Origin of the sequence: Paenibacillus sp. ISL-20, from assembly GCF_018613005.1 — a bacterium.
GTDB lineage: Bacteria > Bacillota > Bacilli > Paenibacillales > Paenibacillaceae > Paenibacillus_AQ.
Genome location: NZ_JAGGRD010000061.1, coordinates 58820 through 82295, shown reverse-complemented (window position 1 = coordinate 82295; position 23476 = coordinate 58820). Strand labels below are relative to the sequence as shown.

The following is a 23476-nucleotide window of genomic DNA, read 5'->3' as shown; positions in this document are numbered from 1 at the left end:
ATGCTCCTTTGTTTAATTGTTTAACTTCAGATATAAAAAAATATTTGCCTAAGGAATATGACAGTAAACTAACATCATTCCTTTATTCTCTATTTATAGTTGTTATATGCAGTTTCTTTATAATGCTCTTCCGCTTTAGTTTGATCCGAATGAGTTTTCAAACTCTTTTTCTATTTTAAATTTCATAACAATAGAAACGTAAAATTCATAACCACCATTAAACCCATCTATTTACTTGGTATAAGTGAATAACTACCTTATCTACTCTATCGTTACCTTACGATTAACATAAAATTTTATAGTGTAAGCATACACTTTTTGTTAGCACATAAGTCAAGTTTTTTTTAAAATCCCCTTCGCTCACCAACGTTTTTCTCTAAAAACAGATTGACAAATTCATCTCTACATGGGGGGGTTGACAGGGGGATGCTATAATAAATTTATGATATTAATTGAACGTGAGGGGTCAATATGAATGAGCTAAAGGTAGGGGAATTGCTTTTCTACCCCATGCACGGTGTAGGGTTACTAGAAGAAAAAGTAGCACTCTCATTAGAGGGACAAACGAAGAATTATTACAAACTCTACTTTAATGAACTCGCGTTGAACGTATTGGTTCCTCTGGAATCAGCTAAACAACTTGGAGTCCGTGCTCTCTCTAGCTTAGAAGAAATGGAACATTCACATATTCACTTTTTCAGTAAGTTTCGTAAATTGCCGGTTCTGACATCCGAAAGAAAAAATCTCTTGGATACGAAATTGAGGTCAGGAAAACTTTTAAACCTGACTGAAGTAATCCGAGATCTAATTTGCGCATCTAAGTATGAGCTTAAGCTTACTGCCCATGACAAAAGTTCACTTCAAATAGCGAGTAATATGGTTAACAAACGAACTTATGTATGTTGCGAAAATCCCCATCGACCAAGCAAGTAATCAATTGAAACGAAGTATTAACTTGCGACTGAGGGGGAAACAAAGCAACTTCAACTCACTCATTCGTGAAACGAGTCTTCAAAATTTAAAAAGTTCCAAAAAAACGGATAAGAAACTGAGTTAAACTCGGTTAAGCTGATATAGACAATTGAAAAGTGATCTTCAAAATTTAAAGAAGGTGTGACGTCAGCGGTGAAAACATGGAAAATAACCAAGTAATAAAGGACAACGTAAAAAAAGACAATATCAAGGTATTTTCATTTTTGAGTCATTATTTGAATACTACACCTGACTTCATCAGCAAAGACGAAGTAGATGAGATTGTTAACTATGGTGTTTCTAGCGAATATGCATTTACTGTAATAATCGCAGCAGCCTTAGGGCTAGAAATTGTTGATAACGCTGATGATTCAGAATTCTTTAACAACTATCTCCTTAAGGCATTCCATAAACTAGATGAAATTGAGTATTATACTAATCCTTATTTTCAAAATATAAAGGTACCCGCTATTAGAATTGGGAATAGTGAACTAAAATATGAAAGATACAAACCCTATGAAGGATTTGTTTGTAATGACATAATCACCACGCAAGAAGGCAGACAAATCCCACAAATCGGTTTTTTTGAAACGGAGTTTAAATTTCCAGCAATTTTAGAGAATAAGAGAATCTGGATGACTATAACACCAAATGAGATAGAAACTATGAAAGAACCTGTTGCTAAAGCATTCGGTAAAGTACTTACATTTGGATTGGGACTTGGATATTTTGCCTATATGGTCTCAGAAAAAAGTAAGGTTGACACTATTACAATTGTTGAAAATAATGCAGATGTTATTCAATTGTTTAGTCGATATATACTTCCACAATTCAAGAATAGGCATAAAATAAAAATTATAAAATCAGATGCGTTTGAGTTTGCAGAAGTAAATTTGTCTCGGGGAGAATATGATTTTGTATTTACGGATTTATGGCACGATGTTTCTGACGGAATTGAAATGTATAGTAGAATGAAAAATTACGAAAAGTACAGTCCATCAACTGTCTTTTTGTATTGGATAGAACAATCGATTTTGTGCTATCTTTAATATTTGATCTGAAATGAGGATGCTGATAGACCACCCTTACCAAATCTATTCTCAATAACTGCAGTAATAATAATAATCAGTTCTTAACCCTCAATCGGACATTCATTTTTACGTAACTAAACGTCCTTAATGCTCTAAAAAAGCAATCGCTTAAGTAAAAACAAAAAGGCCGAGATTTACATCTCAGCCATTTCTCACGTTGCTTCCGCTTTTATTAAGTCAATGTAGTAAGGCCGAAATTCTCACCTCATACCAGATCGTTGAATATGGAGACCCTTATAAGAGCTTCATTTCCGTTCTACTGTGTATCCTTTATCCTCCAACAACTTCACGATTCCATGCTCGCCAAGGTAGTGCGCAGCACCTACGACGATAAAGTATTCTTCTTTCTCATCGCTCTTCAGGTATCCATCAATTTTATCAGCCATACCGATATTGCGATCAATCAGCATTGCCTTGTTGTATTCCTCGTTATCAGAGAAGTTATTTGTCAGTTCAAGCAACTGTTCATCACTGCCCGTTTTCCACATCTCAGCCATTTGGTTCACGCTGTCATCCAGCACGTCGAAGTTATCCAGTGTCGCTTTTAGAGTTTCCTCTTGTAGCTCTTTCGAGAAGTCGTTGAACATGCCAAGTTGAGACTCGTAAGATTCTAACTCGATAACCGGGATTTTGCTCTCAATAGCCTTTTGAATGAAATACAGATCCACGCCCGCTGAAGCTTCATATCCAGCCGTCGCTGACTTCAGACTAGCGAGTGTACTCTCCGCAACCCAAGGCTTGAATGCGTCCAGCGCATTAGGCTCCAGACCGTTTTTCTTCAGAATATCCCCTAGCTTGGTATACGTCTCGCTTGAAACATGATCCTTCAGCGTTGTTCCATCCTGGTAAGATCCCAGATCCAGAATCAACTTCTGTTGTGCCTCGTCAGCCGCTTTGCTGATATCGATCTCTACACCCAAGTAATCTGCTTCCGCAAAAGCTTCTTCAAACTCCTCACGCAACGGGTAGAAGCTATCGTCTGCAATATGCATGGAGCCTACCAGATATACCGTGTTTCCGTTACTCTCCACTTCCCACATGAAGCCGCGGCCGCCAGCTTGTGCGGTTTCTGTTTCCTTGGAAACCAGCAGAACGGCGCGAGTCTTCGCATCCCAGCTAACCTTATAACCGGCAGCGTCCCCAACAACTCGAATTGGCGCATAGGTTACGCCATTGATTTGTTTCAGTTTACCTTTTAGGGTAATGGTTTTGCCATCCACAACGACATGGATCGTGTCATCTGCTGTACCCTTCAGTTTCACGTCCAGAGCCTGAAGCGTTGTTCTGAGCGGAACAAGCGTTGTGCCCTTATCTATAATCGGTGTGCCAAGTGAATATTGAACAACTTGGTTATCCACTTTTACTGCCGGCTGTTGTTGTGGGGCAGCCATGGCAGGTACTGCCGAAGAGAGCAAACCAACCGAAATCGCGAGGGATAATAGCATTCTTTTCCAATTTTTCATTTATGTAATCTCCTTTATTTTCAATGTGAGTTGATAGTTTGCGCCATACCGATTTGACACCCTTTGTCTTCCGCTTTCTTACTCCAGCAACTCACAACTCTTTCTATGATATCATAATTAGAAAGAAACTCGTGAATATCTTTTACTATTTTTATGCAATAACTCGCCCTCCGAAGGTTCGCGGCATGCTGCATTTCTTACATTACGAACTTTCCTTAGTGGTCCAAAAATAACCATGCTATTGGCTGCCTCTTTAATAAAAACAACCCCGAATTTTATTTCGGGGTTGTTTTAACAGGTATATGTGACGCTCATTCGTTAATCGTTCGCCTTGTCAGTTCCTTCGCTTGGGGTCTCTTCATAAATAATGGGATACGACTGACTTCCAAGCAGCATTTTCCGCCCCTGGAACTCATCATACAGGTTGATGCGAACAGTCCCTCCGCTTACATTTTTGCCGAAGTTGTTATTCAATGTAATGGCGTATGATTTATTGCTGCCGATGGTCAAATCGGTGCCGAGTGTCAACGTCTTCTCTGTGGATTGTCCGGTCGGGTCAATCATCTCCATGATGAGCTTGTGTTCATATTCGCCTGTCTCGTAATCGCCATCTCTGGAGAGGTTATAATGAATGACAGTATCAAGCCGATCCTTCCCTTTGCTAAGCTCAGCTTCCCCTCTCGTTATGGACAGTCTGTACGGGAACAATTCCACATTTCCTAAACTCGCTCCCGGATCTATAGCTCTAGGCCTTAAGGCTAATCCCATGGTATTGATCGATCCTGTTGATTCTTCCCCTAAAGCTGTCAGTTTTCCGTCGGCCACACCTTCGCCGATATAAAGCACAAGTTCTGAAGTATTCACATTCAGCGGAAGCTTGCTCCAAACCGTAACCAGATTTTTCCCATTCGGACTTGTCTTGTCGGTCGATTGATTGATTTCTGCTTCAAAATACTCGTTGTCCGGTGTTTTGTAGTACGCCACCAACTGTGCCTGCCTGGAGTAACGTGTTTCCTGACTGGTCATCTCCAGTTCCGTATACATCAAATTGGAGCTGCTTCCCTGGTAAACCGTAGACATGCGTTCACGGATTTCCCTTTCTTGCCTGGAGTAGAAATACGGTATGATTCGCCTGCAGCGACCTGATTCATTACATTGTTCAGCGCTTTGGTATTGAGCGACAGAAATTTCGTGACCTTCTCTTCTGATACTTCCTGCAGCTCCATTCGTAATTGATTGAAATTATAGGAATATGGCACCTTGGCAAGCACATACATCTCTACGGTTTCATTAGGCGCCAAGGTCGTTTGATCCGTTGGCACCACGATTTGAGCCGTACTGCTCAAATCACGCATATCGGCCTTAACCTTGGCTTTTAGCTCAGGCAGCTGTACGGTCGAGTCTTTGGTGTTGCGAATACTAATCCGGGCGGCAATTTGATCGCCGTCTCCCCAAGGCAGCCGTTGATACAAGCTTAGCTTTACGCCAAATGTTCCATGACTGTTCTCCATGATGTTCTCCAAGCCCAGATGGCTCTTCTCTTCTTGAGCATAAGGAATTTTATAAAAGGCCGTCGGGAAACGGATCTTCCCTTCCATAGCAGGCTCCATTAATTGCAGCTGCAGCATATTCTGTTTCATGTGCAAGGGTACATCTGCCTCGAGATCAATAAGTTTCTCCTCCAGCGGCTTCAACGTAACATTCTCAAACGCCTTCGTATTTATCGGTATGCTGTAACCCTCCGCAGTTCGGATGGAAAGTTCGTAAGCTGGCAGCTTCACTGATTTTTGACCGAGATTTTTAACGCGGAATTGAAGGCTCCATTTCCCGGTATCATTCTCAGCAAATACGGAAGCACTCTTCAATTGCGTTTCAATCGTACTGTTATTAATGGATATTTTTTTGACGGCATTATTAGCCGCAGGCACGTCAGCGCTAACGGCAGGAAGCTTGAAGGTTTTTACCGGGAGCGTCATTTTCAAACCTTCGTCTTCCTGGGTGAATTGCATCATCAAATGGTCCATCTTCAGATTGGAAGGCACCTCAGCCAGATAGTATATCGTTCTTTTCTGCCCTGGCTGGATCTTAAAGCTTCCTCCTGTATCATCCTCAGGCTCAAGCTCGATCACCGAGCCGCCGACTGACTTCAGTTGTGCTTTAAATCCAGGATCGCTTAGTACCCTCTTTCCTCCGTTTGCGAGATGAACCCCGACCTTCATATACACTTTTCCATTATCTTTCATTCGTTGCAAACTTTCAGCCTTGACCGTAACGGGCAGCTGTTTCATCATAACCTTTGCGCTTTTGCCATTAGCAACAGCATGATCGGAAGCTGCCGCAGGAAGTTTGAACGATTGCACCGGAAGATTTATGTTCAACTCTTTGTCTTCTAGCGCGAGCTGCAATGTCATCCCATTCGTCTTCATCGTGGAAGGAACCTCTGTCCAATAGTAGACGATTCTGCTCTCCTGAGGCTGGAGCTTGTAGCTGGTGCTGGCTGAATCAGGCAAGAGTTCGAATACCGAGCCGCCGGCCGATTTTAGATATGCTTTATATCCGGGATCGCTAAGTACCGTAGTTCCTCCATTCGAGAGTTTCATCCCCAGTTTTATATATACTTTTCCATTGATTTTATACCTCTGCGCGGTATCTGCCTTGGCCGTAACGGAATAATTATTCATCTTAATCTGCTTGCTCTTGCCTACAGGAACTACAGATGAATAATGGGCAGGAATCGTGAAACCACCCAGTCTTTTATCATAAGTGGGGCTGCTAAAATCCCATCCGAACATGGAAACCTTAATTCCGTTTATCTGTGACGATTTTCCAATATTCACATAGTACGTCACGGATTGACTGCTATTTGCATGCAGCGTTCTTTTACCAGCATCACTCGTAACTGCTTTTCCTTTTACGATGGCGCCACTCGGCGTGGAAACCTTGGAGAAATAGTCGATCAGATCTATTCTATTGTTACTACGGTTACTGTAATGAAGCGTGTACACCAGAATATTGCCGTCAGGCGCAGTCATCATATCCATCCCCGTCAGCTTCACACTGACGTTTTGCTTCAATGTGACCGAACCGAGTTTATCCAGTGTGAACATAGAAGCAGCTGCAGCAGATTTGGAACCGGACGCATTAGCTGCAGATGCCCCATATGTATCCATGGCAACGAATTGACTCAACACCGCAGCGCTGAGCATCATGGTCATACATATCTTTTTTGGCCTGTACATCAATGTACCTCCCGATAAAAATAATTTAGTGCAATCGAATCTTATCGCCTTCTTGCAGCGGAGCACTGCTTTCAACAATGATCGGTTGATGCTCCATTACACCGTCTACTGCCGATTGGTTTTCATTCGAGTCCATGATCGTAATATAGGTTTTTTTAATAACAAAGCTGTTTCCTAGCGGTCCGTTTCTTTCCTCGACACCAAATACGTACGATTGGTCTCCTTCTTTGTGGATAGCTTCATTCGGTACTAGGATCAAATCATTCACCGTTTTGATCAACTGGGTCTCTGCCGGCTCTCCGCCCTTTAGCTCCTTATCCTCAATAGCAATAACCAGTTGCTTCATAGGTGTTGTGTAAGCAGGTGTGTTTCCGCCGTTTTCCGGTTCACCAAGCGGTTGTTCGGTATCTTTAATATCCTCAATGCTCCCCTCGACTTGTCTGGCATTACTGCCACCTATTCGAACATTCAATTTTGCTCCTTTTTCCAGATTATCCATTAATGTCGCTGGAGCAATAAACTCAAACTCAAAGCCGAGTTTCGAATTGGCGATTATGACATCGGACTCTCCCCCTTTCGACTCAAGCCCCTCCACTGCATTAATCTTCGTAACGATCCCGTCAAAAGGTGCAATCAATGTGCTGTTTTCTTGCAAATCCTCCTGCGATCTCTGAACTTTCCGTCTTTGGACATCGATATCCATTTGAGTCCTCTTCATATCGTTTTTAGCTTTTACGATTGTTTTCTCATCGTCGCTTAGTGAAGCTTCCTTATAACTATCTTGCTGCTCCTTTAGCGTAAGCATGAACTGGCTTAATTGCGTCTCTTCATCCTCGATCTGACGCTGGAGCGTCCGTTGGTTGTAAACAACCAGGATCGCTCCTTTCTTAACCGTTTTGCCTTCCTTGGCATGGACCTTCTCAACTTTGCCTCCGACAGCGCCCGATAAAGCTGCGGTCTCTCGCCACTTCACAATTCCCATACCTTGAAAAGTATGATTTAACTCCCCTCTTTCCGGTGTTGTAACTGCAACCTTAGGGAGCGTTAACGCCTTAAGAGTATTGCTAAACAACGTCAATGCAACGAGTAGCAACACAAATAAGCCAAAGAAGATGCGAATCCTCCGTTTGCGTCCAGATATCGTTTTACTAGCAAGTTGCACTTCCATTCATATCCCCCCGTAATAGACTAACCTTTAACTCCTGATAGCTGAATGCCCTGTACAAAATAAGACTCAGCGTACAAATACAACAGCACCATCGGAGTCATATATAAGACGGATGCAGCAAAGGCGACGCCCCTTGCATCATTATTAATGTGCGACAAATACAGCGACAGCGGTTGCTTAAATGCATCCTCTAGAAAAATAAGCGGCTGCTCGACCATATTCCAATTATCAACGAATAGTAAAACGACGAGCGCAGCCATACCGGGCTGAACAAGCGGGACAATAATTTGATAAAAAATTCTCAAATGACCCGCGCCATCGATTTTGGCCGCTTCGATATAAGAATTCGGAATATGCATCACGAACTGTCTGAGCATAAATACACCGAAAGCACTGAATATACCCGGCAATATAATAGCTGAGGTTGTATTGATAAGCCCCAGCTTATCGGCAATGATATAATTGGGCACGAGCGTCACCTGAAATGGCATAAGCATCGTTAAAACATATAGAAAGAACAACTTGTCTCGTCCCGGAAATCTCAGCTTTGCAAACGCATAGGCGGCTAATGACGCAACCAGCACTTGCAAAACAATAATAGGTACGACCATAAACACAGAATTCCAAAACATTTGGAGAAACACAGGTTTGTGAACCAGTACCTCCGCATATTGGCGGAAAGATACCCAATCAGGAAGCAGCTTTACATTAATAAATCCATCCTTTTCCCCTGCTTCAATATTGATCAATTGGCCAATGAGATGATAGTTATATTCGATTTCGGCCTCCGTCATGAATGAGTTTACGACAGTGATCACAATCGGTAACAGCATCATCAAAGCCAGCACACCCATCATTAACGATAGACTAAGCTTTTGAATGAAAGTCAATTTTCCAACCACCTTGCCTATTCCATGGAATTCCTAAAACGACGTTCGACAGCTAACATCATTATGACGAAAATAAGAATGCAAACTACCATTAACACAGCAGCAGCTGTCAATTTCTGAACATCGAGAGAAAGAAACATGTTGTTCATATAATGTTGCAACATATAAATGCGGTCATGTGGATAATCACCTGCAATCAGGTATGTTTCGCGGAATACTTTGAATGAATTAATAATCGACATCAGAAAAACAAATACCATCGTTGGAGTCAAATAAACCAGGGTAATATGGAACCATTTATGAAATCTGCCCGCTCCTTCGATATCTGCGGTTTCATAGTAGTCTTTGGGAATGCTCTGCAACCCCGCTAGAAACAATATGATGTTGTAGCCAATATTTTTCCACGTATAGACGATGGCCAGTACACCAATGGACCACTCCGATTTCATCCAATCGATCCGCTCCACATTGAAGTTCTGCAACCATGCATTTAAGGTGCCGTTCCAGTCAAATACAATTTGCCAGATCATAACGATTGATGCTACGGGTACGACAAGTGGCAATACAAAAGCCGTTTGCAGCCAATTCCTAAAAAATAACTTTTTATTTAACAACTGCGCAAGCAACAATGACACCAAGATCATAAGGGGCACACTCACACTTGTGAACAGGAACGTATTCGTCGCTGCCTTGCGGAAGGAAGAACTTGCAAGCAATGTATTGTAATTATCCAATCCAACAAATGAACCATCGATCGTACTATCCTGAAACGAATAGAGAAATCCCATGCCGAACGGAACGAGATAAAAGATTAAAAAACCGATCAGACTTGGTGCCAGAAACAGAGCTGCAACAGTCCAGTCTTGACGCAGCTTGCCCCTCATTTTTCTCCAGAATAGATTGCCTTTCACCTTGGACCTCCTTCACCATTTCGAAAAAGAGAGAATGAACCCTGTACCAACTGTTTAGGGCCCATCCCTCTTTGCTTTCCTATTCGTTTAATACAGTGGTCACCCTGTTTTGAATAAGCGCTGCCACCTCTTCGGGCGATTTTGCCCAGTGAAATAAGCGTGGGACTTATTCATTCAAATAGGTCATGATCCGGTTCTGTATGAGCTCAGCAGTGGCTTCGGCAGATTTCTGACCCGTGAAGAATGCTGTGGCCTCCTCGGCGATGATCTTTGAAAACATGTTGTGTTCGTCATCGTATCCATAATTTCTTAAACGAGCCTCCGATACCAATTCCTTAAATGGTTGAAGATTCTCTTCGGTTGCTTTAATGACCTTGCCAGCCTTAGGATCATTAATCCCTTTCTCCACTACATCTTTAATAGCTTTATCATTGACCGCCTTATTTATAGAAATATAAGATAGCTTTGAGTAGGACTGCATCTCTTCCGACATTAAGAACTTCATGAAATTCCACGCTTCCCCTTTGACCGTAGAATTTGCATTCATCGCTAGCTCTCTGGTCACGCTAAAGGATACACCTGATTGTTGGTCGGCTGAATGCGGCTTCTGATAGATTTTTGCGTTATCATAATATAAACTGAGACGGACAAGATAATCTGAAGGGGAGAGGATTCTAGAATGTAAGAAATTAGTTTTTTGCGAACCGCCCATGACTTCCGACGTGATAATATTGTCGTCATACAATGCTTTCACTTGCTTCAGCAAATCTATGAATAACGCGGAGTCAAACGATGCGGTCCGCCCATTGACCAATTTGGCATAATTGTCGGATACAAGGTTATTTAACAGCTGTTCCGGAGGCCAATTGTCCATGGAGACGGAATACCCTCCCTTATTAGCCAACTCTTTGCTTATTTCTGCAAAATCGCTCCATGTCCACTTCTTATCATCGATGGTGACACCGGCATTCTCGATATTTGCAGCATCCCCAAACAAAACTTCTAAGTGAAACTCTAATGGAAGGGTATAAATACCGTCATTCATTCGGGAATTTTCAATAATATTCATTTCGTACAGGCTGGGATCAAAAGTGTTATCCCTCTTAATTAGCTCTTCTAAATTAACAAAAGCCTTTTTGTTAACAAACTTCTCAATGGGCAGGGGAACAACTGAAACAGCATATAAATCCGCTCCCTTACCTGATAAAACCTCCGTAGTGGTCTGTTTTGCATATCTTTCCACTTCAGCCGGGGACAGCATGGCCCCCTCAGCAGGAAACTCTTTGAACTCAATCGTCGTATTCGGATGCTGGGCTTCGTATTTTTGTTTCGCTTGCAGGAAGAAATCGTCCGCTGCAAGCAGCGAGACAACAACGGTTTTCTTGCCGTCCTTCGTTTCATCAACCGGCATTCCTTCATCTTCTTTAGCTTGATTATTACTGTTACTGCTGGTTTTATCTGTCGTCTGTGCTCCCCCTTGATTGCCGCCAGTAGGGGCACTGCAAGCAGAGACCATGACCATGATGAACGTGAATAGAATTATCATCGCTTTTTTCATTGTTTCTCTTCCTTCCCATAATCGATCTCTCCGCGATCATCCCGCGAAAGTTACTCCATTAAGTGTAGTACAGGGATATATGAGGAGTTAGATCGACTTGTAATGAAGTTGTAAAAGTAAAAAAAAGAACCGTCAGAGATAAATGATTCCCTGACAGTCCTTTGCTTATCGCCGCTAAAAGCGTTTGGTGTGGTCTTGCAGCACTGGGTTAGGCGGGCAGGTCTGCTTAGAGCCTGGAATAGTAACTAAGCAGCGCCATGACATCCTTACTGAATCCGATAATTTCATTTCGTTTCAAATCGACTGTAACATTATATTTTAACTTCTCCCTGTCCTTGCTCATGTAATACAATTCCACAACACCGCCCGAGCGCGTCATGTCCTCATTCAGCGTTATATCGGACAACGGATAGCTCCCTTTATCCTGAATAAACTCTGTTGCGAGAGGTTCAACTTCGTTCATATGATATTTTACCATTCGATCGTCTTCCACCGTAGACTTGGCATGATCCTGCATCGTTTCTCGCCTTCTGACAGCTCTGATGACATCGCCGTCCCTCGCATTCAGCACGATTTGATAGCCTTGATCAGGATCGGTCGGTTTGGTCAGCGTCGTATAATATACGCCGCTAGAATACGAAGCAAAATCAATTTGATCGTTCACCTTTAGTTCTGGAACCGCTGCTGAAACCCCTGTTGGTGTAACAACGAGGCCCTTTTCCGCCTCATTTAGCATAACTTTAAACTTGTTCTGGTCAATAACCGCTAACTCAAATTGAAGCTCGTCCTTCGTCAAGTTTTCATCGAAGTACTTATTTACTGCATTAAGACTAAGTGTCTTCACCGCATCCTGGGACAGAACGCCCTCATATTCCTCCTCCATATTCTCGTTCTCTCTGATTATTTTTTTAACCATGACGGTATCTTTGGGAATCGTATTGAAAACGCTCTGGCACCCTGTCGTCAGGATGATGAACGACACACAAATGATAACTAAAATAAGTTTGTTCATTCCTTTATCCCACCTTTCGGATGGGTAAGCGAGAATACGACTTCTACGGTAGTACCCTGGTTTTCATTGCTGGTTACCCGAATGACGGCATTATGGACACTCGCGACATTTTGACATAACGCAAGACCGAGACCTGCCCCTTTACCGTTTCTTGTCCTCGATTTATCCACCATGTAAAAAGGTTCAAAAATTTTATCCTGATGTTCCTTAGCGATCCCAATGCCCTGATCCGTCACTTCAAGCACACAATCTCCGTTGTGCCATACGACGCGCAGCGTAATGGTCTGCTGTTCATCCGAAGCTTTGATTGCATTGTCCACCAGATTGAAGATCAGAACTTTGATCAAATCCTTCTCCAATCTCAGCTCGCCCGGCTCGCACTTCGCGACGATCGTCACCTGCTTTTCTTTGGCCATCATGTCCAGCGCAGGCTTGATTTCAGCTATAATCGCTCCCAAATCGTGCGGCTCCATTTCGAATTGATCCTCTTGCAACACAATCAAATTCATCAGCTTCATGGACAACATCTGTAATCGCTTGCCTTCTGAATAAATCACATTGAGACCGTCCAGAAACGTTTCCTCATCATATTTGGTTGTTCTCATAAAATTCGCATAGGCGATAATCGAAGTCAGCGGCGTATTTAATTCATGTGTGAAATTATTGATAAACCGTTGTTTCTCTTGATTGTTCCGCTCAAGTTCTGTGATGGTGTCCTCCACAACAGCGGCCATATTGTTGAAATTGTAGGCCAGCATCCCGATTTCGTCTTTTGATTTTAACTGGACGCGTTCGGAGAAATTCCCCTGTGCGATAACCTGAGCAGTTCGACCCAGCCGATCAATCGATCTCGTCAGTCCCCGGCTTACAAAAAACATGATCAACATATAGAGGAAACAAGCCACCACATCCACTTGCACAAAGAACCGATACTGATCTACACGGTCCTGATATAACGAGGTGACATCTACCATATAAGTAAATAGATAGCTTGTACGGTTAACATCCACCATACTTGACGTGAACAGGATCGTTCGCTCACCGATATCCCGTAAAACATAATGGATTTCATCCGTGCCCAGCTTGCCCAGTTCCTCACGTTGTGTCGGTATTGAGAAATCGGTATTACTGAAGACTACCCGATTTTTCTGATTTCTGATATCCAAATACACACGCTGTTCATGATTGGTACCCACAAATTCATTACCGATTCTCGTTAATACGGTTTTCTCGTAATCAATCGAATCATAGATGCGAAGGATCGGCACAATCGCGTTAACACTGGATTGAATACTCATATTTTGGCTTAACGCGCTATTGATCTCCTGCTCAAGCATCCTATTATGGCTGCGCTCGATAACCATAATGGAGGCTGCGTTAAAGATAATGACGAAGACTAGAATCGAGAAGACATAAATTTTTTGCCAAAATTTCATTCCTCTCAATCCTCCAGCCGATAGCCGAGTTTATAAATGGTCTTGATGTGATTCTGCAGCTCTAGTTTTTTGCGCAGTGATTTAATATGCATATCAACCGTTCTTGTTTCGCCATAATAATCGCCGCCCCATACTTTATCGAGGAACTGCTCTCTGGATAATGCGATGTTCTTGTTTTTCAGCAGAACAACCAGCAAATCATATTCTTTGGGCGTTAGCTCTACAACTTTCCCCTGTTTGGTTACTTCCCGTTTGTCCAGATCGACGATAAGGTTCTGGAATGCCATTACCTGTTCTTCCTTTTCATATCTTCGCAGTACCGTCTCTATACGGGCCAGCAGCTCAATCGCTTCGAAAGGCTTGACCATGTAATCATCAGCCCCCAGCTTCAACCCGTCCACTTTATCATAAACCGAGTTTTTCGCCGTCAAAAAAATAACCGGAATATTGTACGGCTTAATGCGCTTCATAAGCTCAAAACCGTCCAGCTTCGGAATCATGACATCCAGCAAAATCAGATCGAACTTTTCCCGTTGCACCAGCTCAAGCGCAGCTTCGCCATCGTAAACCTCCATCGTCTCGTAGCTCACGATATTGAGATTCATTTTAATGATTTTGGATATATGAACGTCGTCCTCAACAATCAAAATCTTTTTGCCCATACGTCTGAATCCCCTAACACAAATTATAGTCACGTTCATAATGCTACGATAAACGAAGCCGCATTAAAATTGCAACCGAGTCCTACGCTTCAAGCACTTAACTTTGGCGTTGAGCCAAATATCTTTTACAAACGTTTGTCATTTTGGAAGTTAAGCGAAAAATGGTCCGCGTCCTTATATACAGCAAACTCATATCCTTTTTCCTTATAGAATGCAATGATTTCGGGAAGCGCTTGTAAGGTTTGTGGTTTTTCATGCATGAGAATCACTTCTCTGTCAATTCTAGTTTTCCTTTTAATGTTTTCTACAATTTGGCTTGGATTATCTTTTAAATCCCAGTCTTTAGAATCAATGGTCCAATCCCAGACCTTAATTCCAGATTTCACAACTTGATTACGAACCTGTTCACTTTCCAATCCTGGTGCTGATCCATAAGGTGGACGAACCAACTTAGGATTTGTACCTGTAATATCTTCAATTAGAGACAGTGTTTCTTTCATCTCTGATACAAACTGTCCGTTATGGTATAACTTTTTGTAATCATGCGATATACTATGAGCTCCAACATAATGGCCTTCTTCTGTGGCTCGTTTGACACTTTCCTGTAAATCGGTTTTTTGTAAATTCGTCCCTTGCATAAAAAAGGTGGCTTGTATATCTTGTTCTTTTAATAAATCTAAGAATTGATCCGTTAACGTAGTAGGACCATCATCAAATGTTAAATAAACAACTTTTTCCCCAGACTTTCCATCTGTCCTTTTTTGTTTGGCTGGTTGTTCGGTACTTTGTACGATATTTTCTTTGGCTACGACATCTTCTTCAGGAGCAGCAGTGAGTTTCCCTATTAAAAAGATCATTAGGAAACTAGCTGCTAGAACAACGACTAATCTTCTTCTCGCCTTAATTACCCTGTTTTTTTTATTATCATTTCGTGATATTCTCATTATTTATCTAGCCCTTCTATGAATTTTCAGTTGTGTCACGAACCCCTTTCCAATCTTCTCTATCCGTAAAATAATCTTTGATCCCTTCCACTATGCCCTGAGCGGTTCGATCCTGATGACTCTCGCTGAGCATCTCCATTTCATCGCTCGGGTTGGTGAGGAACCCTACCTCCAACAGAATCGCGAGATTGTTGCTTCCCGTCAGTACCTTCCAACTTTCCTTTCTCACGCCGCGATCCCTGAATCCAGTAGCCTCCACCAAGTGCTCGTGCACCTCGCGTGCAAACGGAATACTATCGTCCGCGTAATAATATGTTTCGGTGCCAGATACATCGGGATCTGCATAGGTGTTCCCATGAATGGAGACCAATGCATCCACATCAAGATCGTTTGCGAATTGGTTACGATCCTCTAGATCGACAAAAGTATCGTCCGTACGTGTCATGTACGCCTCGAACATTGGCTCTTGCTGGAGCAGATCGAATACCTTCTGTGACAGCGCTAGTGTGTACGCTCTCTCATGGTTTCCGCTGACTCCTTCCGCACCAGGATCCTTGCCTCCATGCCCTGGATCGATCACGATTTTGTAGCGTTGGGATATTTCTTGTGGCACTGCCGTTTTTGGGAACAGTGCAACTTTTAGCTCCGCGGAAACCGAGGGTGAAAATTGCTCATAGATCGACCAAATCATTCCTATCAAAGCAACAACAATGACCACCAATATCGCTTGGCGGCGTTGACGCTGTTTTCTGTTTTTCCTTTTCATACGATCTCCTTACTCCGATTAATCGGTACATGCTGATATCTTCAATGACTCAACAAGTGTAGCAAGTCGATATATGATAAGTTAGATCATCTTGTATAGAAGTTGTAAAATCTGATTTCAACTGACAGCACACAAAAATATATACAGCCGAGCCCTATGGATGCTAGACGTTAAATACCCATTGTACGTCGTAACATAGGAAATTCATAGGCTGCGAACAATGGCTGTTAAGTATGACTTGGAAAATACATATAAAAATCAAAAAAAAACGGAGAGTCACCTCTCCGTTTTCCCTTACATATTAACCATTAACAATGAATGCAGTTATATATTCATAGTGACACCACACATAAACATATTTGTACTATCTATGCTTACATCTTATAAGCCTTCATCGCTTTTCTAAGCTCCTTGAATGTAGGGCGCTTGCCGTACATCAGGACACCGGTACGATAGATTTTCGCAGCCAGCCAACCGAAAACGAGGATGGATACGATCAGGATCGCCAGCGAAAGCAGGATCTCCCAGAATGGGATACTGCCAAGGCCGATACGAACCAGAATCGTGGTCGGCGAGATGAACGGAATGTAGGTGGATACCTTCATCAGCATCGAATTCGGAGCGCTTAGGCTAAAGATGGCGATATAGAATGCCACCAGGGACAGCATCGTAATCGGCATGACCGCCTGCCCCAAATCCTCGGTACGGCTGACAATCGAACCGATAGCCGCGTAGAGCATCGCATACAAGAAATAGCCAAGGATGTAGAAGATTAAACCGAACACCAGCAGCATCGGGTCTATGGCTGTCAGGTCGAGATTCATGTCCTTCAATGTATCTATATTGTGCGGCAGTATCAAGTTCACAACAACTACAACTCCAAATGCCGCGATCTGGGACAGTCCCAACAGGAACATGCCGATAACCTTACCAAACATTTGGCTCAGCGGAGATACGCTTGTAATCAAAATCTCCATAATGCGGGAGCTCTTCTCTGTTGTTACTTCCGAAGCGATCATGTTACCTGTCCCCATCAAAGTGAAGAAGAAGAGAATAATCAGTGCATACACGACAATGTAGTTAATAACCTCGGAAGCTCCTTCCTTCTCTCCGGAAGCTCCGTCAGCGTTACCTGTTTCTGTAGGATCGATACTCCGAGCGTCAATTTGAACCGGTTGATTCAGTTCATTAATCTGCGCATCGGACAAATCAAGTCCGTCTACAATGCTGCGTGTCTTTGCCACTTGCAGAGCTGCTTGCAGATTGGATTGCAGTTCCGGGCTCATAGCCTCATCTTCAGAGCTGTAGACCACGGCCGGGAACGTATTGCCTTCTTGCGCTTCGAATTTCAGATAACCTTCGATTACGCCATCTTTAATATCTTTATTCAGAGCACCTTCATCAGCCGTTTCGTATTTTACCAATTCATAGGAGGTTGTCGGCAGGTTACTCCAGGTAGTCTCGAGTTGTTCAGCGAGCGTCTGCTCCTGTCCGTATACCAGACCGATGCGGGTGGTTTCTTCAGAGCCTGCTTTATCTCCCGTAAACATTTGGATCAGAAAAGGAAGATTGATCCCGATCGTAATAATGAGTGCAAAAATCAAGGTTGAAACGAGAAAGGACTTTGTTCTTATTTTATTCATGAACGTAAATCGGATAACGGTCCACATATTATTCATTGGATTCACCTACCGCCTTTATGAAGATTTGATTGAGTGTCGGCTCCTTCACTTCAAACCGATGGATCGTGCTTTGCGACATGGCTGTATTCAAAATGCTTTGCGCTGCCTCAACCTGGCTGATCCGGACGGAGTAGCCGTCTTCTGTTCGCTCCACAGCCGTTACGCCAGGCAGGGCTCCAAGACCCCCGACTTCACCGGACGTGCCGAGCACCACTTCTTCACGAGGATACTTGGATTTGATATCCTTCAGATTCCCCTTCACTACCGTATTGGAGCGATGCAGAATGGTAATGTTCTTACACAACTCCTCAACATGTTCCATCCGGTGGGTGGAGAACAGAATGCTTGTGCCCTTGTCGCGGAGTTCTTTTACTGTTGATTTCAGAAGTTCGACGTTCACCGGATCCAGTCCGCTGAAGGCTTCGTCCAGAATCAGAATTTGCGGGTCATGAACAACCGCTGCGATAAAGCCCATTTTTTGCTGGTTACCCTTGGACAGTTCCTCAATCTTCTTATCGTAATAGTCCGGTACTTCAAACCGTTCCAGCCAATATTTCAAACTCTTATCCGCGTCTTTCGCGGACATGCCCCGCAGCTGTGCCAAGTAGGAAATCTGCTCACTGACTTTCACTTTCGGGTATAACCCGCGCTCCTCCGGCAAGTAACCCATAATGTGACGCAGTTCCTTGTTATACGGCTTTCCGTTATACAGAATGGTTCCGTCATCCGGGTAGATCAATCCAAGCACCATTCGCATGGTGGTTGTTTTGCCGGCGCCGTTCGCACCCAGCAGTCCGTAGATTTCACCTTCCTCAACCTGAAGCGAAATCTGGTTTACCGCCGTTTTGTCCGCATAAATCTTTACTACATTGTCTAATTGCAATCGTTGCATATCGTATAAACCCCTCTCTATCCTAGTTCTGCACATTGGCAGGAATGTTTCCGTCAATCCATAATCGAAGCACTTCATCCAGCTCCAGGGAACGGGTCTGAATAAACGGTATGCCTGCAGACTGCAGGATCTTCTCCACTTCCAAGCATTCCGTCGTTATAAAAGAAATCGTAGTCGCTGTCTCTTGTTTGAAACTCAGAATACCCGGCAGCTCCTCGACAATGGAGGCATCCTCTTGAATCCAGCACTCCTTCCAGTTATCCAGCAGCGAGTCCTTCTCCACCATGCCCAGCAGCTTCCCATGATGGATTAGAATGACGTAGTCCGCCAGACGGCGAATTTCATCCACCACATGGGTTGAGAGCACGATTGTTGTGTCCATGGACTTCATCACTTTGTGCAGCTGATCGATCATCAGCTTCCAAGCGAAAGGATCAAGACCGGAAGAAGGTTCATCCAGCAGCAAGAACTTAGGCCTTGGCGCAAGTGCAGCGGCAATCTCAAATTTGCGTCGTTCCCCTTTGGACATCTTGCGAAGTTTTACGCCCCGCGGGACATCGAACCGGGATAACAGCTCATCGAAAAAATAACCGTCCCAAGTGTCATACCAGGATGCGCGAAAGCTGGCCGCTTCATCCACCGACATATTCTGTTCCTCTACGCTCAGCTGTTCAGGTACGAAGCCCATTTGTTTACGGATGGAGACGGGAAGCTCTCCCCGGTAAGACTCGCCGAACCAAGTAATCTCCCCTTCGTCCGGAAACACGGTCTGCATCATCATGTTCAGCAAGGTGCTTTTCCCCGAGCCATTAGGCCCCACCAGAGCAACAATATATCCTTGAGGGATCGATAATTGTATCGGACCGATGGTTTTCGTTTTCCGTCGTTTAATGACATTACGAAACTCAATAACATGCGGTTCCATGGAATGTTAGCGACCTCCTTTTGTGTCATATTTTTCGCGGACAACTTCCATGAACATCTCTTTCATCTCATCTTCATTGAATTGAACGGCAAGCCCTTTATCTACAGCAATCCTTAATGCCTCTATAACCGCATCGCGTTTATATTGTTCTCGGGCCTGGTCGCCGACACCAGCAACAAAAGTTCCCGTACCTTGTCTCGTTCGCAGCAACCCTTCATTCTCAAGATCCTGATACACCCTGCGCACCGTAATAACGCTACACTTCAGATTCCCGGCAAATTCCCTAATGGATGGCAATAGCGTTCCCTCCTCGATCTGACCGCTAATAATGAGCGAGCGCAGCTGTGTTTCAATCTGGTGATATAAAGGCTCCGCGCTATTTTCATTTATCTGTATCAGAAGTCGCACCTTTTACCACCTCGCTTTTCTAAGAACATAAACCCGTGCCATCGCATGCCATACGGATTCATCTTCATATTCTTCATGATAAATCCCGGGTCTGCTGCCGAATGTATGTTAATTTGCTCATAAGCATCATAGACGCCAATCCCGCAATCAACGAGCCCCACATCACCGGGGATAGCAGTCCCCATTTCATGGCGGCATCCGCTACGAATTCGAATATGCTGTATCCCAGAAGGCTTAGTACGGCTACTGATCCGGCAATGAGCGGATTCAGAAGAGCGGTGTTCCTGAGATACACCTTGCCGCTGCACATGTTTTCCCAGTAAATATAAGGCCCCGTTAATAAAAATCCGACACCGACCCACGTCAGCATAAAGGCGATATATTCGGGAATAGCCATCGCACTTCTTAGGTGATTCCCCATTGCGTAGATGAATCCATAAAACACGATGCTGTTGATGGCAAAAGCGATCAGGCTATTTATGATCCGACTAACAAAAATCGCGGAAGCCGGCACCGGTATGCTCCGGTAAAAGTACAGCATTCGGGTGTATGAATCCTCGCTCAAATATTTGAAGGACCTTCTGTTAAATACAAAACCTACAAAAGGAGCAAAAAGCACCATGATAAAATCGACAAATGGGTTGTTGTATTCCTCTAGATGCTCAAACTGAACGTTTATGACGAAACTCGTGGAAAGCCCCATGTACAGCATGAACAGTATCGTCCATATGAGTTGGAACTTATCGCTTGCGAAGTCTTTCTTCACGATCTTCATCGCATTATGGAAAACCTGTTGCAATGCGTCTCATCCTTTCATTCCTTCATATATTCATTTCGTTTTATCATCGCAGTCTAAGTTTCACTGTGCTTAGTGTGATTACTGTGCTCACTGTGTATATCTTTATACACAGTATATAGTGTGTATATAAACAGTGTCAATAGAAGTTGTAAAAAAACACCTGGCAGAGGTTTCCTGCCGGGTGTCACCTCCCCTGCTGCGGCTCATTCAAGAGCTTCCATGCACAAGGGGAGTGTAGCCGTGGAGGAGACCTGGCGTTCGCCTTTGAAACCGGGAAACATCCACCTCATCTCATCCAGTTTCCTGGTTGAGGGCAGCGACCGGAACGGATACTCTCCCCCACCTCTGCCCACACACTCTAAACAGCCGTCAGAGCTACCTTCGGGTGTTCACCCGGACGCTGCGGCTCACTCAAGGGCTTCCCTGCTCAAGGGGAGTGTAGCCGTGGAGGAGACCTGGCGTTCGCCTTTGAAACCGGGAAACAACCACCTCATCTATTCCCAAGTTTCCTGGTTTCAACAGCGACCGGAACGGATACACTCCCCCACCTCTGCCCACACACTCTAAACAGCCGTCAGAGCTACCTTCGGGTGTTCACCCGGGCTGCGGCTCACTCAAGGGCTTCCCTGCTCAAGGGGAGTGTAGCCGTGGAGGAGACCTGGCGATCGCCTTTGAAACCGGGAAACAACCACCTCATCTATTCCCAAGTTTCCTGGTTTCAACAGCGACCGGAACGGATACACTCCCCACCACATCCCTCACCGTCCTTGAATAAGCCGCCCTGCCAATTAAAAAACACCCGCCAGATCTCTCTGACGGGTGTTCTCCCACGCTTACATTCCAAATATCACTTTCCATACAGGCAGAGTATGCCCGCCCGGATATAACAGGTACAGCAAGGTATACACGGCTACGCCGGTAATGGCGGTAAAGAACCAGATGATCGACGTAACTCTGCCCCACTTGCGGTGCTTGGAATACTTCTCCTTAAAGCCGAGGGTCAATGTCGTGATCCCAAAGACCGCTGCTACGGTAGCCAGTACAATGTGGAAGACCAGGAATACCTGATAATACGGCTTTAGATCATCGGGACCACCCCATGACGTGTTGCCGATGAATACGGTGCGCGAGGAATAGATGATAAAGAAGATGACAGCCGCGACGGCCGCCCAGATCATCACTTTCTTGTGGGCTTCGCGCTTCCCCTTAATAATAAGACCCCAGCCAATCGCTACCAGCACGGCGCTGATGACAATAAACGTTGTACTGACCGTGGGAAATATAAAAAACCAATCCATATGGATCCCCCTTCAATAATCCTGTTACGCCTGATTGAGCTTGCCGGGAGGAATCTCGCCAGGCAAAGGATCGTCTTCCTGATTTTCTCGTTTGTACCAATGAAAGAACACATAGGCCAGCATCGAAGCAAAAATAATCTCTTGGAAAAACTTCATGATGATCCCGCCCACTCGCTGGTCAATTGCAGGCTCTAGATAACCAAAGAACTCAGGTCCGCCGAATTTACTAAGCAACGCCGAGGTATCGCCAGCTACGCAGTACCCCATCGCCTTTGCCCATACCACCGGATCGCTATAAGTTGCGTACATCGGCTCGCTCGAGAAAATAATGAGCGCACATGCCGGTGTCAGCAAGACCATATTGAGAAAAATATACCCCATTTTCAAAAGCCCTGAGGACTTGTCCTTCTCCGGGATCGGGTTAATAATGGCCCACCACATCAGCAGCGAGGCGATAAACAGGATTGAATAGTACAAACGGTGCACCCAGAAATTCAACATAACAAAATCATGGATAACCGGGATGTGATAAAAAGAAAATAAGCCGTTAAACAGAACCGCGGCAACAATCGGACGTGCAAGGAAACCGAGATTCTTAAACGGATTGACCTTATCGAAGGCACGCCACATCCAAACAGGAATACCCAGAATCAAGAGCGGCATCGCCATTAAATAGGACATTGCCATACTGACCATGTGAAACGAGAACATCGTATGCCCCAGCAGTTCAATGGGTCCACCCTGTGCAAGATAGAACGCAAGCATACCGCCTACAAACAGTGTTCTCCTCCCTGCGGAAACCGGAGCACTCCCTTCGAACCGATTGCTCAGCGGCCCGGTCAACAGGAAGTAACCTGCTGTTACGAGCAGCATAAATGCTAGGAACAAGGGACTCCATTTATCTGCAAAACTAAAATATTCTAAGCCCAGCATGCAAAAACCTCCCCATAACGGGTTAAATTCTGTCCAAATTGTGACACCTACCTACGATTTAAAAAAAGAGGGGGCTGAAAGTAGCCCACCTCTTTTTCATTCTACCACCAAACCCAGAACAGTGCCATGACAATACAGGTACTAGCTACGAAGAAGCCGCCAATCATAAACAGGATTGGCATTAGATGCCCTTTGTCCTTCAAGTGCATCCAGTAACCCATTTGTACGAACACCTGCAACACAGCCATAACCAGCAAAATGATGATCGTAAATGCTGTGTTGATGCCACCGGCTGCGACAGCCGCAAAAGCAATCGCAGTCAGGACAATGGAGAAAATAAAGACAACAATGTGTTTCTCAGGGCCTTCCACACGATGGCGGTGTTTAACTGTAGGCCCCTCATTAGATTGTTGATTCGCAGTCATTC

23 protein-coding genes are annotated in these 23476 nt (G+C 44.2%); 3 read left to right on the top strand and 20 right to left on the bottom strand.

What is annotated here, in order from left to right; genetic code table 11:
* Window positions 1-471: 471 nt before the first annotated feature.
* Both J7E85_RS28590 and J7E85_RS28585 read left to right on the top strand, forming a co-directional pair.
* Complete coding sequence (locus J7E85_RS28590; protein ID WP_215163297.1) at window positions 472-933, top strand: CarD family transcriptional regulator; 462 nt, start codon at window positions 472-474, stop codon at window positions 931-933.
* 200 nt (window positions 934-1133) lie between these two features.
* Window positions 1134-2021 carry an O-methyltransferase gene (locus tag J7E85_RS28585; protein WP_251036111.1) on the top strand — a complete coding sequence of 296 codons (888 nt, stop codon included), beginning with the start codon at window positions 1134-1136 and terminating at the stop codon, window positions 2019-2021.
* Window positions 2022-2308: 287 nt separating this feature from the next.
* On the opposite strand, the gene J7E85_RS28580 is transcribed toward J7E85_RS28585, so the two are convergent.
* The 17 genes from J7E85_RS28580 to J7E85_RS28505 all read right to left on the bottom strand — a co-directional run bounded on the left by J7E85_RS28580 (window position 2309) and on the right by J7E85_RS28505 (window position 20818).
* Window positions 2309-3526, bottom strand: coding sequence for a TraB/GumN family protein (locus J7E85_RS28580; RefSeq protein ID WP_215163296.1), 1218 nt, complete (start codon window positions 3524-3526; stop codon window positions 2309-2311).
* 318 nt (window positions 3527-3844) lie between these two features.
* Entirely contained in the window at window positions 3845-4606 is a 762-nt protein-coding gene (locus J7E85_RS34350; protein ID WP_251036110.1) for a hypothetical protein, read from the bottom strand.
* The gene (locus J7E85_RS28575; protein WP_251036109.1) at window positions 4570-6765 is read right to left on the bottom strand and encodes a hypothetical protein; all 2196 of its coding nucleotides are present in this window, start codon (window positions 6763-6765) and stop codon (window positions 4570-4572) included. Before J7E85_RS28575 ends, J7E85_RS34350 begins: the two co-directional genes overlap by 37 nt.
* 25 nt (window positions 6766-6790) lie before the next feature.
* Window positions 6791-7933, bottom strand: a complete 1143-nt coding sequence (locus J7E85_RS28570; RefSeq protein ID WP_215163295.1) for an efflux RND transporter periplasmic adaptor subunit — start codon at window positions 7931-7933, stop codon at window positions 6791-6793.
* 20 nt (window positions 7934-7953) lie between these two features.
* Window positions 7954-8790 carry a carbohydrate ABC transporter permease gene (locus J7E85_RS28565; protein ID WP_215163346.1) on the bottom strand — a complete coding sequence of 279 codons (837 nt, stop codon included), beginning with the start codon at window positions 8788-8790 and terminating at the stop codon, window positions 7954-7956.
* A gap of 50 nt (window positions 8791-8840) precedes the next feature.
* Window positions 8841-9707 (bottom strand): carbohydrate ABC transporter permease, encoded by an 867-nt coding sequence (locus tag J7E85_RS28560; RefSeq protein WP_215163345.1) that lies wholly within the window; start codon window positions 9705-9707, stop codon window positions 8841-8843.
* Between the two features lie 193 nt (window positions 9708-9900).
* Window positions 9901-11292, bottom strand: coding sequence for an ABC transporter substrate-binding protein (locus J7E85_RS28555; protein WP_215163294.1), 1392 nt, complete (start codon window positions 11290-11292; stop codon window positions 9901-9903).
* Between the two features lie 226 nt (window positions 11293-11518).
* Window positions 11519-12304, bottom strand: coding sequence for a hypothetical protein (locus tag J7E85_RS28550; protein ID WP_215163293.1), 786 nt, complete (start codon window positions 12302-12304; stop codon window positions 11519-11521).
* A complete protein-coding gene (locus J7E85_RS28545) occupies window positions 12301-13740 on the bottom strand; it encodes a sensor histidine kinase (RefSeq protein ID WP_215163292.1) in 1440 nt (479 codons plus the stop codon). The genes J7E85_RS28550 and J7E85_RS28545 overlap by 4 nt, the downstream gene beginning before the upstream one ends.
* Before the next feature lie 5 nt (window positions 13741-13745).
* Window positions 13746-14402, bottom strand: a complete 657-nt coding sequence (locus J7E85_RS28540) for a response regulator transcription factor (RefSeq protein ID WP_215163291.1) — start codon at window positions 14400-14402, stop codon at window positions 13746-13748.
* Window positions 14403-14527: 125 nt separating this feature from the next.
* Window positions 14528-15346: a polysaccharide deacetylase family protein gene (locus J7E85_RS28535; RefSeq protein ID WP_215163290.1), complete on the bottom strand. Its 819-nt coding sequence runs from the start codon at window positions 15344-15346 to the stop codon at window positions 14528-14530.
* 16 nt (window positions 15347-15362) lie between these two features.
* Window positions 15363-16112 (bottom strand): N-acetylmuramoyl-L-alanine amidase family protein, encoded by a 750-nt coding sequence (locus J7E85_RS28530; RefSeq protein WP_215163289.1) that lies wholly within the window; start codon window positions 16110-16112, stop codon window positions 15363-15365.
* A 374-nt stretch (window positions 16113-16486) separates the two neighbouring features.
* Window positions 16487-17791 (bottom strand): ABC transporter permease, encoded by a 1305-nt coding sequence (locus tag J7E85_RS28525; RefSeq protein ID WP_215163288.1) that lies wholly within the window; start codon window positions 17789-17791, stop codon window positions 16487-16489.
* Window positions 17784-18686 carry an ABC transporter ATP-binding protein gene (locus J7E85_RS28520; RefSeq protein ID WP_215163287.1) on the bottom strand — a complete coding sequence of 301 codons (903 nt, stop codon included), beginning with the start codon at window positions 18684-18686 and terminating at the stop codon, window positions 17784-17786. The genes J7E85_RS28525 and J7E85_RS28520 overlap by 8 nt, the downstream gene beginning before the upstream one ends.
* A gap of 22 nt (window positions 18687-18708) precedes the next feature.
* Window positions 18709-19611: an ABC transporter ATP-binding protein gene (locus J7E85_RS28515; protein ID WP_215163286.1), complete on the bottom strand. Its 903-nt coding sequence runs from the start codon at window positions 19609-19611 to the stop codon at window positions 18709-18711.
* A 6-nt stretch (window positions 19612-19617) separates the two neighbouring features.
* Window positions 19618-20019 (bottom strand): GntR family transcriptional regulator, encoded by a 402-nt coding sequence (locus tag J7E85_RS28510; RefSeq protein WP_098741842.1) that lies wholly within the window; start codon window positions 20017-20019, stop codon window positions 19618-19620.
* A gap of 73 nt (window positions 20020-20092) precedes the next feature.
* Window positions 20093-20818, bottom strand: coding sequence for a hypothetical protein (locus J7E85_RS28505; protein WP_215163285.1), 726 nt, complete (start codon window positions 20816-20818; stop codon window positions 20093-20095).
* Between the two features lie 219 nt (window positions 20819-21037).
* Between J7E85_RS28505 and J7E85_RS28500 the strand changes: the two genes are divergently transcribed.
* Window positions 21038-21385, top strand: a complete 348-nt coding sequence (locus J7E85_RS28500; protein WP_215163284.1) for a hypothetical protein — start codon at window positions 21038-21040, stop codon at window positions 21383-21385.
* Between the two features lie 266 nt (window positions 21386-21651).
* On the opposite strand, the gene J7E85_RS28495 is transcribed toward J7E85_RS28500, so the two are convergent.
* From J7E85_RS28495 to J7E85_RS28485, 3 genes are all read right to left on the bottom strand, one after another.
* Window positions 21652-22116, bottom strand: coding sequence for a DUF420 domain-containing protein (locus tag J7E85_RS28495; RefSeq protein ID WP_215163283.1), 465 nt, complete (start codon window positions 22114-22116; stop codon window positions 21652-21654).
* A 24-nt stretch (window positions 22117-22140) separates the two neighbouring features.
* A complete protein-coding gene (ctaG, locus tag J7E85_RS28490; RefSeq protein WP_076325997.1) occupies window positions 22141-23049 on the bottom strand; it encodes a cytochrome c oxidase assembly factor CtaG in 909 nt (302 codons plus the stop codon).
* A gap of 101 nt (window positions 23050-23150) precedes the next feature.
* A complete protein-coding gene (locus J7E85_RS28485) occupies window positions 23151-23474 on the bottom strand; it encodes a cytochrome C oxidase subunit IV family protein (RefSeq protein ID WP_071222061.1) in 324 nt (107 codons plus the stop codon).
* Window positions 23475-23476 lie beyond the last annotated feature (2 nt).